Consider the following 15,293-nt stretch of genomic DNA (forward strand, 5'->3'; position numbering starts at 1 on the left):
CTGGGCTTATAGCGTTTGTGGAGGCGCCGCGAACCTTCTACGAGAGGGCGACCCTGACGACAAGCGGAGACGTCGCCGCTGTCGAGGTCTTGCCGAAGTAGCTGGCCGAGGAGGCCGTGACTCCGCCGAGGAGGCGGAAGGTCCCTGTGCTGGAGAAGGACCAGTCAAAGGACAGGGAGATTGTGTGCGAGGCTCCGGAGTCTACGTGGCCCAGGGACAGGTCGAACCATGACCTGCTGAACGTGAGGGAGCCGCCACAGGCAGAGACGGTCATCCGCATCTTCGGCAGGGCATCGCCCGACCAGACGGTCGTGCCGTCGCAGGAGATCCTGAAGTTCGAACCGGCCGACGCCTTCATGACCGAGCCGCGGACGTGCACTTGGTCAAGGACGGTGCGTGCGGCGAATGAATAGCTCGCCGCGTAGGAGCCCACTTGGCCAGGGGCGAGCCTTGTAGGCCCTGATAGGGAGAAGCGAATCGTCTGGGGGATGGAGTAGTGCGCAGTCAACGTGACGGGCCCGCTGAGGGTCACCGAAACGAAGCGGCTCGTCGAGTTCCAACCGTTGGAGGTCCAGCTGGTGAAGTAGGCTCGGTCACTGGTCGGCGACACGAACGGACCCCTCTTGGCGGTCAGGGAGAGGGTGCTCCCGGCGTTGTACCATCCGGGGGAGCCCTGGAGCAGGGGCCTGCTGGTGACCCAGCTGGGGTCGGACCTTACGGTCAGGAGGAACTGCTTGGACCAGAGGGCGGTCTGCTGGACAGGTCCTCCTAGAGTGGCAGCGCCGGATGCGAGGGAGCCGTTGTACCCACCGGCAGAGTAGCTGGTCCACCCGAGGAAGAGGTACCTGGTGCCGGATCCGGTGACCACGATTGACGTCTGGAGCGCGAAAGAAGCGCGGGACCCTGAGTCGTACCATCCGTTCCCGACTGCGCTCCCGTGTGAGGTCGTGATTCCGAGGTAGTACTGCTGGCGATAAGTGGCCGTGACTGTCGCGTTCTCTGTGACTTCGGAGGGCCTGTCGTCGGCCGAGAAGGCGCACCTGCCTCCTTGGCCGTTAGAGACTGCGGTCGGGTAAGTGCCAGTAGGCGCATCGCCGGACTGGACCCACTCGGACTCTGGGAGGGAAGCGCTGAAGGCGCAACCGGCTGCCTGGTATTCCACGAGGAAGCACGTCGAGACGCAGCCCTCTGTAGCGTAAGTGGCAGTGACGTTGGTGGGCTGTGATACAAGGGAGGGACGGTCGTCCCCGATGAACCTGCAGGTGACCCCGGCGCCGTTCGCCGCGCTCGTCGGGAAGCCGCCGGTCGCGGAAGAGTTCTCGTCAACCCACTCGGGCCCGGGGGTGCTGACCGGGAACGGGCAGCCTGTCGTCGAGTAGGTGACGTAGTTCTGTTGGACCCACGCGGCCGACTCGGAGATGGGCCCGGTCATCTCAAGCGAGGAGGAGAGGGAGGTCCCGTTGAAGCCTCCCTCGGAGAAGCTCGTCCAGACGACGAGGGAGTAGCGGGTCGTGGAGCTCTGATACTCGGGCGAAGTCGCGCCGAAGTCGGCGGCGGACCCGCTTTCGTACCAACCCTCTCCGCTCGGACTTCCGTGGTCTGAGGAGACTGTCAGGAAGAAAGAAGTGTCGTAAGTTCCGTTGACTGTGATGGGGGCCTCCACGGGGCTCGGCCGGTCGTCGGCCACGAAGGTACACCTGGTCCCTGCGCCATCGTCCGACGTGGAAGTGAATAGTAGGGTCGAGTTGTCACCGGAGTAGACCCACTCCGACTGTGGGACCGAGAGGTCCACCGCGCAGCCCGTAGCCGCGTACGCAACTAGATACTGGGTCGACCAGGTCGCGGACTGCGAGATTGGGCCGGAGAGCGTGACCTGGTGAGAAAGGTCAGTGCCGGTGTAGGAGCCGGTCCCTGAGCCTTCCCAGCCTTCAAGGAGGTGCCTGGTCCCCGAGGATGGGTACTCGATGGTGGCAGCGGTCCCGAAGGTGGAGGAGGATCCGGAGTCGAACCAGCCTCCGCCGCTCGCTTCGCTGAAGGAAGTTGTGACGTTGAGGTAGTACTGCGTCCTGTACGACGCGGAGACGTTCGTAGCGCTGGTCACAGACAGCCCAGAAGAGCGGTCGGTCGAAGTCAGCGCATACCTGACCCCCGTCGTTCCTTGTACCGTCAAAGGAAAAGCGAAGGTGAGCGTCGACCCCTGGTCGGCCCAGAAGGAGATCGGAGTCTGGCCAGAGGAGGGGCTGCCTGCGGAGTAGTCCACGACCGGCTGCTCTGCTGACCCTGACTGTCGAAGCATGACTTTGAACTGGGTCGTGAAGGAGGCTGAGGCGGACTTCGCAGAGTCCACCAAGACTGTTGTGGAGGGAGAAGAGGATGTGGAAGCGCCCGACCAAGAGGAGAAGACGTACCTGGTAGCCCCTGAAGTCACCACGCTGTCTACTTCTATGCCGGCGCTGCCGCCCGCCTGAACCCAGCACGTCTCAGTAGATCCTGAGGTCGAGCACGATGAACCCCCTGAGACGGCGCCGAGGTGGGAGATGCCGACGAGTGCGGGAACCGAGATTGAGAGAGCGTACTGGTGGGTGAAGGCAACCGCGAGGGTAGAGTACCCGGAGGAGGTGCCCGAGAGGGTCTGGGCGGAAGACCACCTTTCGGTGAGCGACGGGGCTGTGATCGGACTCGAGACTGTCCAGTCGGTGCCCGAATCGAGCCATGTCTCCATCGACCCCGCGGAAAGAGATCTTGAGACCCCGGCCCCCATGGAAGTGTAGGAGAGAGACGGAGCGGTGGTCGGAGTGCTCGAATCTGAGGTGGAGTAGGAGGTCTGGAGGACGTACTGGTGGAAGAATTCGAAGGAGTAGGTAGCGGAGGACGACGCTGGGACGGCCGGAAGGTCTGCCTCCCACCTCTCAGTGGACCCTGAGCCCTGCAGGGGGTTGGTTACCGATATGCTCCCCGAAGCGTCGAACCAAGTGGAGGTGGGACTGCCGGTCACGGACTGCGAGTAGGAGGAGCCGAACCGAAGGCCCGACGCGTCGGGAGCTCCGGGAGACCCGCCGTCGGACACCGAGTAGGAGAAAGTCTGAGAGTACTGGTGGAAGTAAACGAGGGACGAAGTCGCGCCGGCAGACGTCACTTGAGCGTACGAACACGTGCCTGCGGCCCCGCAGGCCCACCGTGCATTGGAGGAGGCGCCCGCGATGGTCTGAGGACTGCTAGGGATGCTTCCATAATCCGCATAGGCCTGGCAAGAAGCAGAAGTGGAGCCCGAAACTACAGCGATGCTGCACAAGGTCGACCCGGCACCAAGGTACATGCCGGAGACCAAGAGAGGCCCGAGGCCGGGATCGAAGAGAGGTTGTGCGCCCGGGGTCGCCTCGAAGGTCTGGCTCAGCTGGGCGTAGTAGCTCACTGACTGCGAGCCACTCGAGGTGACTGAGTCAGTCGTGCACGGAGAGCACATCCATCTCTCATCCGAGGGCGGAGAGGAGAGGACGATGCTGAAGGACCCTGCTCCGGCGTGGTCGACGTAGGCTGAACACCCATCCGAGGCGTCGCCTGAGACTGTCGAGATGGAACAGAGCGACGTAGTAGAGCCGAAGCTGCTCCCGGTCACGGTCGCACTCATGTCTGTCTTGTCAAAGTAGGCAAGGGCCGCCGCAGAGGCTGTCCATGTGGTGCTCCATTGTTTGTACGAGTCGCAGTTGTTTGTGTTGCCTCCGCTGGTCTGGGTGAATGAGCATGCGACTGAAGACTGCCAACGGGAGCCCGACGGCGCCCCGGAAGCGGCCTGGGCGACGGACACGCCTGTGTTGTAATCAGAGTACCCGGTGCAGGAGGCTGATGAGGAGGCGGCCGAGGCAACGGTGCAGACTGTGCCCGAGGCCCCTAGGGAAACGCCCGTCACCGCCCAGGACATCCCGGTGTCGAAGGAGGCTTGCGCCCTCGCGGATACCTGGTAGGTATTGGAGAGCTGCTTGTAGTAGTCCCCGTTCACCGTCGAGCCTCCAGAGGTGACCGAAGGCGTCGGGCAGGACGCGCACACCCATCGCACGTCCGAGCCAGCCCCGCTCATCGTGGCCGAGAACGCTATCGACCCGGAGGCGTCCGTGTAGGCGGAACAGGAGCCCGTGGCCTGGCCGCCGGAGGGAGAGATAGCGCAGACGGTGGAGGTCGACCCCAGCTGGTTCCCGGTTATCAAAGTGGAGAGGCCCGAGTCGAAGGTCGTCTGGGCCCTCGCGGTCGCCTGGAAGGTGTTGGAATACTGTTTGTAGAAGTCGGTGTTGTACGTACTCCCGCCCGCCGAAATCGATGAGGTAGAAGAGCTCCCGCCCGCCGAGTTGATCCACCTGGAATTGGAAGGAGAGCCGCCGATCGTGGCCGCGATGCTCGCGGGCTGCCCGGTGTCCGAGTAGCCCGAGCAGGAGGCAGTCGACTGCCCTGACGTTACTGCTGCGGTGCAGACGGTCGCAGAGCTGACCCCAAGGGAGGTTCCGGTGAAAGAGAAGGCAGAGAGCCCAGAGTCGAAAGAGGTCTGCGCTCGAGCAGTGAGCTGGAAGGAGTTGGACCACTGCTTGTAGTAGTTGACGTTGACCAAGTTGTTCCCGGATGTCTGAGAGGAGGTGGTGCAGGACCCGCAGATCCACTGCGAGTTGGACGGTGCTCCTGCCATCGTCGAATCGAAGGTAGCCGACTGTGCGTTGTCGATGTATCCAGTACAGGAAGTGGTCGCGGGGGTCCCTGAAGTGCTCAGGGTGCAAATCGTAGCACCCGCCGAGCCGAAGACTCGGCCCTTCACAAGGGAACTCAGCCCATTGTCCAACGTCGACTGCGCCTTCGCGGTGGCTTGCCAAGTCTCGGTCCACTGTTTGTAGTAGTTCACGGCCACCGTGGTCCCGCCCGAAGACACCGCTGAGGTGGAACAGGTAGAACACGCCCATCGGGAGTTGGCCGGGGACCCTCCAATCGTGCCAGGGAATGAGCCCGATTGGGAGTTGTCGATGTACCCTGAACAAGTGTCGGAAGAGTGACCGCTGATGGGAACGATCGAACAGATGTTCGCTGAGGTCCCCAGGGAGGTGCCCGTCACCGTGAGGGAGGAGAGGCCGGAGTCAAACGTTGACTGCGCGTTGGCGGCCGCGGACCAGGTCGTGGACCACTGCTTGTAATAGCTCACGGTCTTCGTCGTGCCGCCTGAGGTGATCGACCCGAAGTTGCACGTAGAGCACTTCCATTGTGAGTTCGCCGGCGGGGTGCTTATCGTGGTGGAGACTGACGGGGCGTTGGAGTTGTCTACGTAGCCGCTGCAGGTGTCGGACGAGTGGCCGCTCGTGGGGGTGACCGTGCAGACGGTCGCTGACGAGCCTAGTGAGGTTCCAGATATCGCGACGCTCGAGAGTCCTGAATCGAAGGTCGACTGGGCAGTGGCCGACAAGCTGAAGGTGTTGGTCCACTGCTTGTAGTAGTTGCAGACGTCGGTGTTCCCGCCCGTTGTGTCTGAGAAGGAGCAGGTGCCCGACCTGAGCCACTGGGAGTTCGCCGGAGCGCCGCTCAGAGTGGAGGGAAAGTTGGAGACGGCGCGGTTGTAGTCGGACCAGACGTTGGACAGGGTCGAAGAAGATGATCCACCAGTGATCGTCATGCTTCCGAGGCTCGTGCCCGCGCTCCCTGCGACTGTGCCCTGCACGGTTATCGAGCCGAGACCGGAGTCGAAGGTCGACTGGGCATTGGAGGTCGAGGAATAGGAGTTCCGAAGCTGTGCATAATTCGTGAAGGACCACGAAGGAGAACACGTGCCGGTCGTGCAGGAGGTCACGCTTGCAGTGGTGGCTCCCCCGGAGAACCTGTCCCTAGTGTTGGTGGCGTCAGAAGGCTCGGTCGCAGTGAGGGAGGTGGAGGGGGCGAGCAGGATGTTGTGGGAGGCTCCGTCGCACAAGAGGGTCTTGGGAGTCGGGCTTCCGCCTGAGAGGGCGAGCGTAACCTGCGCCGCTGAGTTGTCCATGGTGCACGCGGACGGCTGGGTCACCTGGAACTTGTAGACGACCGCGAGCTCAAGCCATCCCCTCGTCCCGGTGTTGTCGTTGGTCTGTGACCCGATCGAGAGGGCCGCGGTGTTGCTTCCCAGGGCAGTGTTGGCAGAGTATTCGTCGTATTCGTTCTGGTTACGCACAGTAGCGTTCCTGCAGGTGGAGCCAGTGGAGAAGTCCGTGCCCTTCGCGGTCCCTGCTGTGTAGGAGGCGCTGGGCGTGATCGACTGGCTGGAGCCGCAGGTCTGATAGGCGGAGTAGACGTAGACAAGGTCTCCGGAGGACGGTGTGAAGGAAGTCACGGAGGAAGAGATTGTTCCTGAGGTGACTGTGCCTGTCCCCGAGGAACTGGTTCTCAAGACGTCTGAGGCGCCGCTGAACTCCAGGCAGGTGAACCATGCCACTGTGGGCGCGGAACTGAGAGTGATCGTGATTGTGTCGGCCCCGGAAGCGTGGGTCTGCTGGGCCGAGTAGATGTAGCCCACGAAGTTGGTCGTGGCCCCGCTCGTGGTCGCAGTCTTGTCCTGGGCGAAGGAGTTGCCCAGGGTGTCAGTGACCGAAGTGACAGTCACGCTGGTCGGATAGTAAGAGAAGGAGACTACCAACAGGTTGTTCTGAACCGGGTTGATGGTGTAGGCGCATGTGGGGGTCGACGAAGTGGAGCTCGCGCCAGCCTTTTGCTGCACAAAGGCTGAGGTTGCTCCAGCTGGCGGAGGCGAAACAAGAGCGAGAGCAAGGCCAAGCAGGAGCAAGGCTAGGACGAAGGTACCTGCCCTCGGCCTGATCGAACGAGAACTTGCAGAACTTACGCTGGCTCTCTCACCACGCATGGTTACACGCAATTACGATTGTGCACATTTGGGCACCCTTGTTAAGTTCTCCTACGTTTGGGTCAACTCGATTGGATTTATTTTCGAATTTACCTGGATAACCCGCCACTTCTCTATGGTCTTGCCGTCCCCTAGTTCTCGGGCTCAAGCCTGCCGCGCAGAAGGCGCACTGCCCCCGCTATCGCGAGGCCAGAGACGAACCCGCCTATGTGGGCTGCATAGGCTACCCCGGTGTCCACGCCTCCGGAGGACAATAGCAACTGCAGGAGGAACCAGCCGCCGATGAACCAGTAAGCCCGGACGGGGGCGATGAAGTACCCCAGGAGAGAGATGACCTGGGCCTTCGGGTAGAACACGAGGTAGGCGGCCAGCGCCCCGGAGATCGCACCCGAGGCCCCGACGCCGGGGATGTAGATGTCCGGAGGCCCTGTCGCCGCCGAGATGTACACCTGGGCCAGGCCCCCGATCACCCCCGCTGCCAAGTAGAAGGCCAGGTACTTCACATGGCCGAACCGGTCCTCCACGTTGTCGCCGAAGACGAACAGGAACAGCATGTTTCCGGCCACGTGCCAGAATCCGGCGTGGAGGAACTGGGAGGTGACAAGGGTCGCAAGGCTCAGTATCCCGACCCCTCTGAAGGCCTGGAGGATGAAGTAGGGGACGACCCCGAAATTGATGAAAAGATAGTAGGTCGGCTCGGCGGAGAAATTCCCTGTGAGGACCAGCTCAGCGACGAAGATGATCAGGTTGAGCCCTATGAGCCCCCAGTTGATCCAAGGCCGCGTGCCCGGCCTGTTCATGTCGTAGAGTGGAAGCAGTGGATTGGAGCCTCACGACGGAGGGCTTAGTGGATGGTATTACTCCTTTCGCGGTCTCATGTCAAGGCGCCGAGGGTGGGATTTGAACCCACAACCCGATTTCTCGAGACAGGCTCGCCGGCCGATGATTTTCCAGGCTTGCGCGCTATTCTGCGCCCTACCAGGTTAGGCGACCTCGGCGTTCCTAACCCGGATGACGGGCGCTTAAAACCTCGCTAAGCTCTGGGGGCCTTGACTGGAGGCTGCTTCTTCCAGCCCTTCGGATAGGTGCCTCTGCGCATGACAACCCTCTCCGTGGTCGAGGCAAGGCCCCTCTTCATCGAAGCGATCTCGTCCGTCGTGAGGAGCGCCTTCCCCACGGCGACCAGCTCCATCTTCGGCGACATAATCGCGAGAGGGTCGTCCTTCGAGACGCCCTTGGAGACGGAGAGGATCCCCGGGATCCCCACTCTTGCCCCGTGGCAGACCGCGTCGACCGCAGAGTCTCTTACGACCATTCTCTTCGTCGTCCCAAGCGAGCTCTCCACGGGCTTGACCAGCCGCCTCAGGGGGGCCTCGTCGCCCATCTTCAGCCGGAAGGCCGCGTCGTTGAGCTGATGAAGCGTAACGAACCCTGCGCCTTCTTCCAGCGGCCCGACCTTTGTCCGCCTCAGCTCGACCATGGTGGCACCGACCCCGAGGACCTCTCCCATGTCGTAGACCAGCTTCCTGATGTAGGTCCCAGACTGGCACAGGCACCTGAACATGTGCAGGTTGCCGTGGGACTCTGTCAGCTCCAGTTCGTAGACCGTCCTGGTCCTGACCTGCCTGCTGACCGAGGAGCGCTGGGGCGGCCTCTGAAAGATCTCGCCCGTGAACTCGGCCACTACTGATTCGAGCTGCTTCTTCGGGACTGACGAGTGGATGCGGAGGGCGCCCCTGTACTCCTTTGGGAAGAGGAGCAGCAGGCTCAGGGCTTTGGTCGACTGGCCGAGTCCGATGGGGAGAAGGCCCGAGACCCCGGGGTCGAGGGTGCCGCTGTGCCCTGCCTTCTCGACTCCGAGGAGGCGCCTGACCCAGGCGACGACTTCGTGGCTGGTGGGGCCCCTCGGCTTGTCGAGGGGTATCAGGCCGTAGTCCAGGAGCTCCTTGACCGGGCGCTCAGAAGGCGCGAACCCGTGGGTGGGGTCGCTCGGCTCTTCGTCGAGGACGAGCATGTTCCCCTGGATCAAAGCACTCAGCTCCTCCTGCTCTTCACGTACTCGAGGATGATCTCCGCGACCTGCGCCTCGTCGATGGTGTCGGTGTCGACCACGAGGTCGAAGGGCCCCAAGTCCTTGCCGAACTCGATCGAGTAGATCTTCTTGTACAGCTTGTAGTTCTCGGTGTCGCGGACCGAGAGGACGGACCTGCACTCTGCCACCGAGAGCCCGTCCCTCTTCGCCATCCTGGCGGCCCGGCTCTCAACGCTCCCCGAGAGCCAGACCTTGACCCCGTCCCCCGTGAGCCACGGCACCGGATAGCTGGTGATCACTACGTCGCCCTTCTTAGCTTTCTTCAGGAGCCGCTCGTCCACTTCCTTGTCGAAGCTCGAGGAGCGCTTCCTCTCCTGCAGGAACTTCATCCCCTCGCCCTTGTCCCACCAGTCCTCGCCGCCGGTGCTGTACCCTTCTTCGGCTGCCATCTCCTTGAGCACGTCTCCCCCTCCCACCATCTGCAGTGAGAGCTCCGAGGCAACCATCTTCGACACGGTCGTCTTCCCGACCGCCGGCATTCCAGAGATGATTATGGCCTTCAAGGTCGAGCCTAGGTCGTTGTGCGAAGGAGCTTGCTCAGGATGCCCGAGAAGGTGAAGGAGCTGAGGATGTACCACCAGAACAGAGCCATCGTCCCGTTCGGGTTGACGAGGTAAGGTATCGGATAGGGCGAGAAGGCCACGGTGACGTTGAGTCCCCCCAGGAAGAAAGCCATCAGGTAGTAAACGCCCAGCAGCGGGACGATGGTGATCCCGGTCACCTTCAGCCGGGCGGTCTGGATCTTGCTCTGGGTCTGCTTCATGGCCAGATCTCTGCGCGCGAGCTTCTCGAGCCTCGCCTTGTCCTTGGCTAGCGTGGCTTCTCTCTTCTCTTTGTTGTAATCTGCAAGCTCGGCCTTCATCTTCCTTTCAGCGTCGAGGTTGACGAAACGCCTGGTGACGAACTGGGTCACGAGCCCCAGGCCGACGGAGGTGAGCGTCACGATGAGCGTGGACTCCGGCGGCCGGATTCCAGGTATTGAGAAGTGTGCCAGGGTGGTCCGCACGGTGTCGTTGACCGCCACGAGGTGTGGGCCGACCGAGGACTGGGGGACTATGAAGGTGCACCCAGCGAGGGAGCCCTTCGGGTCGGTCTTGCACGTGCCGGAGAGCGAGAGCGAGGCGTTGTCGTAGGTCGCGGTTACTGTCTGGTTGGGGGCCAGCTCCTTTCCTCCTATCGTCACTATCGAGCCAGCGAGGTCGGTTGAGGGAGCGAGCGAGACGGCTGGTCCGGGGAGGGCCGGCGGGAATAGGTACGGGACGATGACATAGTTGGCGAGGAGGGCGACGCCAACGACTCCCACCAGGAGGAGCGCGAGCCCGGGGCGCCTCTGGCCCTTGGGAGCCCTGGAATTCTTGGAGCTCATCTGGACATTGCCTCCTTCAGCACCTTCGCCACGCTACCTGCTGCGTCGGCGGACCTGCCCGAGTCGTTCCTGAGCATCAGCATCGGCGCTCCAGTCACGGTTGAGGTAATTGCTACGAACTGCCTGGCGAGCGCCAGGTCAGCCTCTATGTCCGCCTTGCGCGCCTCGTCCCTCCTCCTCGTGCCGTCCTTCAGCCTCCGAGCGAGCACCTCGTCCGGGGTCGCCTCCAAGAGGACGATGTGCGTGGGCTTCAGAGCGACCGCGATGTCGAAGGGGATCCCCGGCCAGAAGCCTTCGGGGGTGCGTATGAACACGTGGGTGTCGATGAGGACGACCTGCTCCCTCATCTTGGAGATGCGGACCGCGGCCAGCTTCTGAAGGCGCCGCTGCTTCTCCACCGGGAGCTTCCTGAGGTCGTCCCTTTCCGTGGCCCAGCCGAGGCGCTTTGCTTCCGCCGTCATCTCAGAGCCGAAGTTGGCGACCCTGGACCCCTTGATCATCTTGAGCAAGGCGCCCACTATGGTGGTCTTGCCGACTCCTGGTATCCCTACGATGACCGCCCGCAGCCTCACTGGCCTAGCCAGCTCCGATGAGTCCGGCAAGGGTCGGAGAGACCTCTTCCACCTGCTCCTTGAGCAGGTTCTGGTAGTACTGCAGGATGATGTCGCACATCAGGAGTATGCCTATGCCCGAGCCGAAGACCCCGAAGAGGTCCGAGACCCCGGCCACGAGGCCTATCATTATGCCTCCGATTATGGTCAACGTCGGGATGTACCTGTTGAGGACCTGCTCTATCGAGAGGCCGGTCCTGCGGAACCCTGGGACCTGGACGTTGGCGTCCATCAGGTTCTTCGCCACCGCCCTCGGGTTGAGGCCGCCGATCTCGACCCAGAGCCGGGCGAAGAGGACCGCCATGCCGACCAGGTAGAGCAGGTAGATCGCCGCGTGGATTGGGTTCGTCACAGTGTCCTCGACCCCCTGGGGCGCGGTCATGTAGTAGACGAGGCCCCCGTTAGGGAACTGACTCTGGGTCCCGTTGACTGCCGCCGGCCAGCTCCCGATGTACTTCAGCCACCACGACGGGTTGGAGCTCTGATAGTTGTAGAGGATCCTCGTGAAGAAGGTGATGTTCGCGCTGAGCGCAGACACGAGGATGACCGGAATGTTGGAGACGTAGAGGAGCTTGATGGGGTAGACTCCTTGGAAGCCTCTGTACTTCACGGAGGTGATCGGGAGCTCGATCCTGATTCCCTCGATGTAGACTATGACCAGGAGCATCACCAGGGTAAGGGCGAATGTGAGGAGGCTCGGGTAGCGAAACTGCCGGACGAGGATGTCGGAGACGTTGTTGCTGAAGAGGGAAGAGAGGAGCGCTGGGAGGAAGCCGAAGATCTCAGGAGGCTGTCCGATCGTGATGGGGGAGAAGGTGTACCACATTACTGTCTGGCAGACTCCCGCCAAGATGAAGAGGCTGACGCCGCTCCCCAGGCCCCATCCCTTCTGAATCATCTCGTCCAGGAGAAGGACGAAGAGGCTCGCGATGAAGAGCTGGATGAAGATCACGATGTCCTGGTTGGGAGTGAGGCAGTTGCTCGTGACGGTGGCGCTGCAGGGGAAGCCGAGCGCACCGCCGAGTATGTAGGCGAGGGACTCGCCCACTATCACTATCAGAGTGAGGAACTTCGTCGCGGAGCCGAAGATCGCCCTGTCAGCAGGGTCGTTCATCTTCAGCTTGATGATGTCGCTGCCCACGAGAAGCTGCAGGATCAGGCCTGAGGTGACGATGGGCCCTATTCCCAGCTCCATCAGGGTTCCCTGGGTCGAGGCGAAGACGACCCTGAGGAAGGCTAGCTGGTCCTGCTGGTGCCCCGGCCCGCCGAACCCGTAGAGCGGGGTCGTCGCCATTACAAGGTAGGCGATGAGCGCGAAGCCGGTCCAGATGAAGCGCTCGTTGAGGCTGGGTTTGCGCTCTGGTTTGGGGATCTCCGGCAGCACGGTCCCTACGTTCTTGATGAACTCGCGCATCGAGGCCAATGGACGCGCCCTACCCCTCGACCGCTAGCTTTCCACCGGCGGCCTCTATCTTGGCCTGAGCTCTCTTTGTGAAGTACCCGACCTTGACTTCGTAGGCGCCTTGGACCGCGCCGGACCCCAGGAGCTTCTGGAAGCCCAAGGAGGTCAGGTCGAGGCTCTTTCCGCCCCTCGCGAGCGAGTCGAGGTCGCCTACGTTGACCCAGGTGGTCGGCTTCGCGTAGTATCCTGGGGGCCTGAACGGGTCCCTCCCGAAGTGGTCGGGGTCGTACTTGATCAGCCAGCTCCACTTGTGCTTGTGGAGGCCCGCGTTTCCGTGGCCGCCCTGCTTTCCCGAGTGGCGGTGTTGCCCGATCTGCCCGTATCCGTGGGTCCTCATGCCCCTGTACCTTCTTGCCTTCCTAGCCCTGGTCGGCAACTACATCATCCTCCTCACGATCTCTTCGAGCTTGGGGTTCTTCCCGAGGATCCCGTTCTCGGAGGCCTGGCGCCTCATGGACCTCCTGAACCCTCCCTTGGGCGGGGCGAGGCGGAAGTATGGGCGGATGCCTCCCACGGCCGTGAGCCTGAGGCCTTCCTTTAGCATGCGCCCGGCCATCTCCTCGTGGCTCTTGAACCCGAGCTCCTTGAGCGAGGCGGCGTCCAGCTCCTTGGTCTCGGTGACCATCCCGCGCTTCTTCAGGAGGGAGGCGAGGAAGTCGGCATCGAGGTCTGACCACGCCACGAAGTCTTTGCAGAGCTTGAGCATCCCGACTGTGTTCGGGTCGTCGGTGACTACCGACGCTGAGAACCTTCGGGCAACCTTGAGCTCCTCGAGGGCCTTTCTGACCGGGCCCGGGGAGTTGATCGCTCCGTGGAGGTTGAGCACGAGGAGGAGAGCCATCCATCCATCACCTATACGTTGAGCCCGTGCGACATCCGGAAGGCGTCGTAGGCTGCGTTGGCTAGGGAGGACATGGTGTTCGTTGAGCCGAAGGTCCTGATCCACGCGTCCTTCACGCCCGCCAGTTGGAGGAGGTTCTTCAGGGCGGGCCCCGCGACGAGACCGAGGGCTCGCGGCCCGGGGATCACTTCGATGGTGACGCTCCCTGCCTTTCCCTTGATCTTGTAGGGCACAGAGTGCATCCGGCCGCATCTGCACTCCCAGCTGCCGCATCCGAGTTTGACAGGGATTATGTTGAGGAGGGCTTGGCTGGTCGCCTTCTCGATGGCCTCTCGCGTCTGCATCGCCTTGCCCTTGCCGACGCCGAACCAGCCGGCGCCGTTGCCGACAGCGACCACCGCCGAGAACCTGGTCAGCTCGCCGGCGTCCGTCTGCTTCTGAACCACGCTGACTCCCACCACCTCGCTCCTGAGCTCTGGGAGGAGTTTCTTGACGATCTCCGCCTCGCGGATCCTGAGCCCGTTCCTGAAAATCTCGTCCAGAGTAGTGATCTTGCCTTCGTTGACCTGGGCTCCGAGCTTGGTCCTCGGGACCCACGGGCGCTCTTCCTCCTCCTGTGCTCGCCTGTAGGAAGACATCACTTTCCTACTCCTATGGCCGACTTCGCCTTCTCAAAGGCGGCCGGGTACTCCTCCGGGGTGAAGCCCGCCTTCAGCAGGCCTGAGAAGGCCTTCTTGTAGGAGTCCTGGTTTTCCTTGGAAAGCTTCGACGCGTACTCCGCGATCGACTTGCCGCTTATCCTGTCCTCGGAGGGGAAGGCATCCTCCCCTGCGGGTATCTCGACGCCTGAGTCGATCACTCCCTTGAGGAAGGCCGAGACCCTCGCACCCTTGATGAACGGGACCAGGCCGTTGTAGAGCACCGCCTCCTTGACCCCCTTGGAAAGCGCCTTCTTGCCGGCGAGCATCCCCAGGAGGTAGCACGCAGGTGTTGACTTTGTGGAGCCCTTCCACCCGATCTTGGCGAGCTCCCTCGAGTGCGAGGAGGAGACCACCGCATCCCCTTCCACTCGGGGCGTCACGAATTGAGACGAGACGTGCTTGTTGGAGAACCTCACGACTAGGAGGGGCTTCGAGGAGGTGATTGCCTTCCGGCGCGACCGATAGTCGGTGACGCCCTCCCGTCTCCGCCTCAGGACAGGGGCATGGGCCTGCATTACTTCTTGGCCTCCTTCATGAGGTCCAGGAGGTGCTTTACCCCCCTGACCTGGCCGCCCTTGACCTGCTTGTAGAGGCTCTTGTAGGCGTCCTGGCTGAGTTCCTTCCTCTCCTTCGCGACCTTGAGTCTCCATCGCAGGGCGCGGACCTTGATGATCCATGCGTCCTTGCGAGGGTTCCTCGCCTTGGCCGCGCCCTCTGTGGACCCAGAGCCGCGGCCCCTCTTGAGCTTGCGCATGGCGACCCGATGGCGCCCCCTGGAGACTCCCTTCTCCGGGGCTGCCCTTATCGCTCCGAACCCGATGAGCCCCCGTATGGTGCTACGGGTGATCGCATCCTGAATCAGGTCAGAGTACTCCTCGTCGAAGATGACCCTGTCTAGCCCGACGCCGAGCACAGAGGCTGCGATCCTTCGCTTACTCCTTAGGTTCAATTATCCTCAACCCTGTCGGATTCACGACCCTGATCCCGAGCTCCGTGGCCCTCTTCAGGATGGTGTCCCTCTTCTTTGCGCCTACGGTGCGCCCGATCCGCGCTACGTCCCGTCCGGGAACGAGGTCGTCTAGGTCTGCCGGCCTTGAGACGAGAGCCTCGAAGTGGCCGCTCGGGTGGAGCCCCCGGGACTTTACCGGGCCCCTATACCCAACTCTGACCAGCTTGGGCCAGCCCTTGTCCTGGCGCCGCATCTTGTTGTCGATGCCCTTGGGCTTTCTCCACTCTGGGTGTATCCTGCCGTACCTCCAGCTCTCCTGTCTGATGAACTTGGGCCTTGTCGAGGAGACCAGCTTGCGCTTGGCGACGAGCTCCTTGAGCCCCTTCTCCTGCGACTGCTTTGACTTTGGCAATTT

At 62.4% G+C, this 15,293-nt stretch carries 13 protein-coding genes and 1 tRNA gene; all 14 read right to left on the reverse strand.

What is annotated here, in order from left to right; translation table 11 throughout:
- Nucleotides 1–37 precede the first annotated feature (37 nt).
- Complete coding sequence (locus HY247_03365; GenBank protein QQG49361.1) at nt 38–6,712, reverse strand: hypothetical protein; 6,675 nt, start codon at nt 6,710–6,712, stop codon at nt 38–40.
- Nucleotides 6,713–6,987: 275 nt separating this feature from the next.
- The gene (locus tag HY247_03370) at nt 6,988–7,656 is read right to left on the reverse strand and encodes a rhomboid family intramembrane serine protease (GenBank protein QQG49362.1); all 669 of its coding nucleotides are present in this window, start codon (nt 7,654–7,656) and stop codon (nt 6,988–6,990) included.
- 85 nt (nt 7,657–7,741) lie between these two features.
- Nucleotides 7,742–7,854, reverse strand: a tRNA-Ser gene (locus HY247_03375).
- Nucleotides 7,855–7,889: 35 nt separating this feature from the next.
- A complete protein-coding gene (locus HY247_03380) occupies nt 7,890–8,870 on the reverse strand; it encodes an RNA-guided pseudouridylation complex pseudouridine synthase subunit Cbf5 (protein ID QQG49538.1) in 981 nt (326 codons plus the stop codon).
- 20 nt (nt 8,871–8,890) lie between these two features.
- Nucleotides 8,891–9,427 carry a cytidylate kinase family protein gene (locus tag HY247_03385; protein ID QQG49539.1) on the reverse strand — a complete coding sequence of 179 codons (537 nt, stop codon included), beginning with the start codon at nt 9,425–9,427 and terminating at the stop codon, nt 8,891–8,893.
- 32 nt (nt 9,428–9,459) lie between these two features.
- The gene (locus HY247_03390; GenBank protein ID QQG49363.1) at nt 9,460–10,314 is read right to left on the reverse strand and encodes a DUF106 domain-containing protein; all 855 of its coding nucleotides are present in this window, start codon (nt 10,312–10,314) and stop codon (nt 9,460–9,462) included.
- Nucleotides 10,311–10,916: an adenylate kinase gene (locus HY247_03395; GenBank protein ID QQG49364.1), complete on the reverse strand. Its 606-nt coding sequence runs from the start codon at nt 10,914–10,916 to the stop codon at nt 10,311–10,313. Before HY247_03395 ends, HY247_03390 begins: the two co-directional genes overlap by 4 nt.
- Nucleotides 10,891–12,339, reverse strand: a complete 1,449-nt coding sequence (secY, locus tag HY247_03400) for a preprotein translocase subunit SecY (GenBank protein QQG49540.1) — start codon at nt 12,337–12,339, stop codon at nt 10,891–10,893. Before secY ends, HY247_03395 begins: the two co-directional genes overlap by 26 nt.
- A gap of 19 nt (nt 12,340–12,358) precedes the next feature.
- A complete protein-coding gene (locus HY247_03405; GenBank protein ID QQG49365.1) occupies nt 12,359–12,763 on the reverse strand; it encodes an uL15 family ribosomal protein in 405 nt (134 codons plus the stop codon).
- Complete coding sequence (locus tag HY247_03410; protein ID QQG49366.1) at nt 12,764–13,228, reverse strand: hypothetical protein; 465 nt, start codon at nt 13,226–13,228, stop codon at nt 12,764–12,766.
- An 11-nt stretch (nt 13,229–13,239) separates the two neighbouring features.
- On the reverse strand, nt 13,240–13,866 hold the full coding sequence (locus HY247_03415; protein QQG49367.1) for a 30S ribosomal protein S5: 627 nt from the start codon (nt 13,864–13,866) through the stop codon (nt 13,240–13,242).
- Nucleotides 13,866–14,444, reverse strand: a complete 579-nt coding sequence (locus HY247_03420) for a 50S ribosomal protein L18 (GenBank protein ID QQG49368.1) — start codon at nt 14,442–14,444, stop codon at nt 13,866–13,868. Before HY247_03420 ends, HY247_03415 begins: the two co-directional genes overlap by 1 nt.
- On the reverse strand, nt 14,444–14,878 hold the full coding sequence (locus HY247_03425; GenBank protein QQG49369.1) for a 50S ribosomal protein L19e: 435 nt from the start codon (nt 14,876–14,878) through the stop codon (nt 14,444–14,446). Before HY247_03425 ends, HY247_03420 begins: the two co-directional genes overlap by 1 nt.
- Complete coding sequence (locus HY247_03430) at nt 14,862–15,290, reverse strand: 50S ribosomal protein L32e (protein QQG49370.1); 429 nt, start codon at nt 15,288–15,290, stop codon at nt 14,862–14,864. The genes HY247_03425 and HY247_03430 overlap by 17 nt, the downstream gene beginning before the upstream one ends.
- Nucleotides 15,291–15,293 lie beyond the last annotated feature (3 nt).

It is taken from the genome of archaeon (genome assembly GCA_016432545.1).
Taxonomy (GTDB): domain Archaea; phylum Thermoproteota; class Nitrososphaeria; order Nitrososphaerales; family Gagatemarchaeaceae; genus UBA183.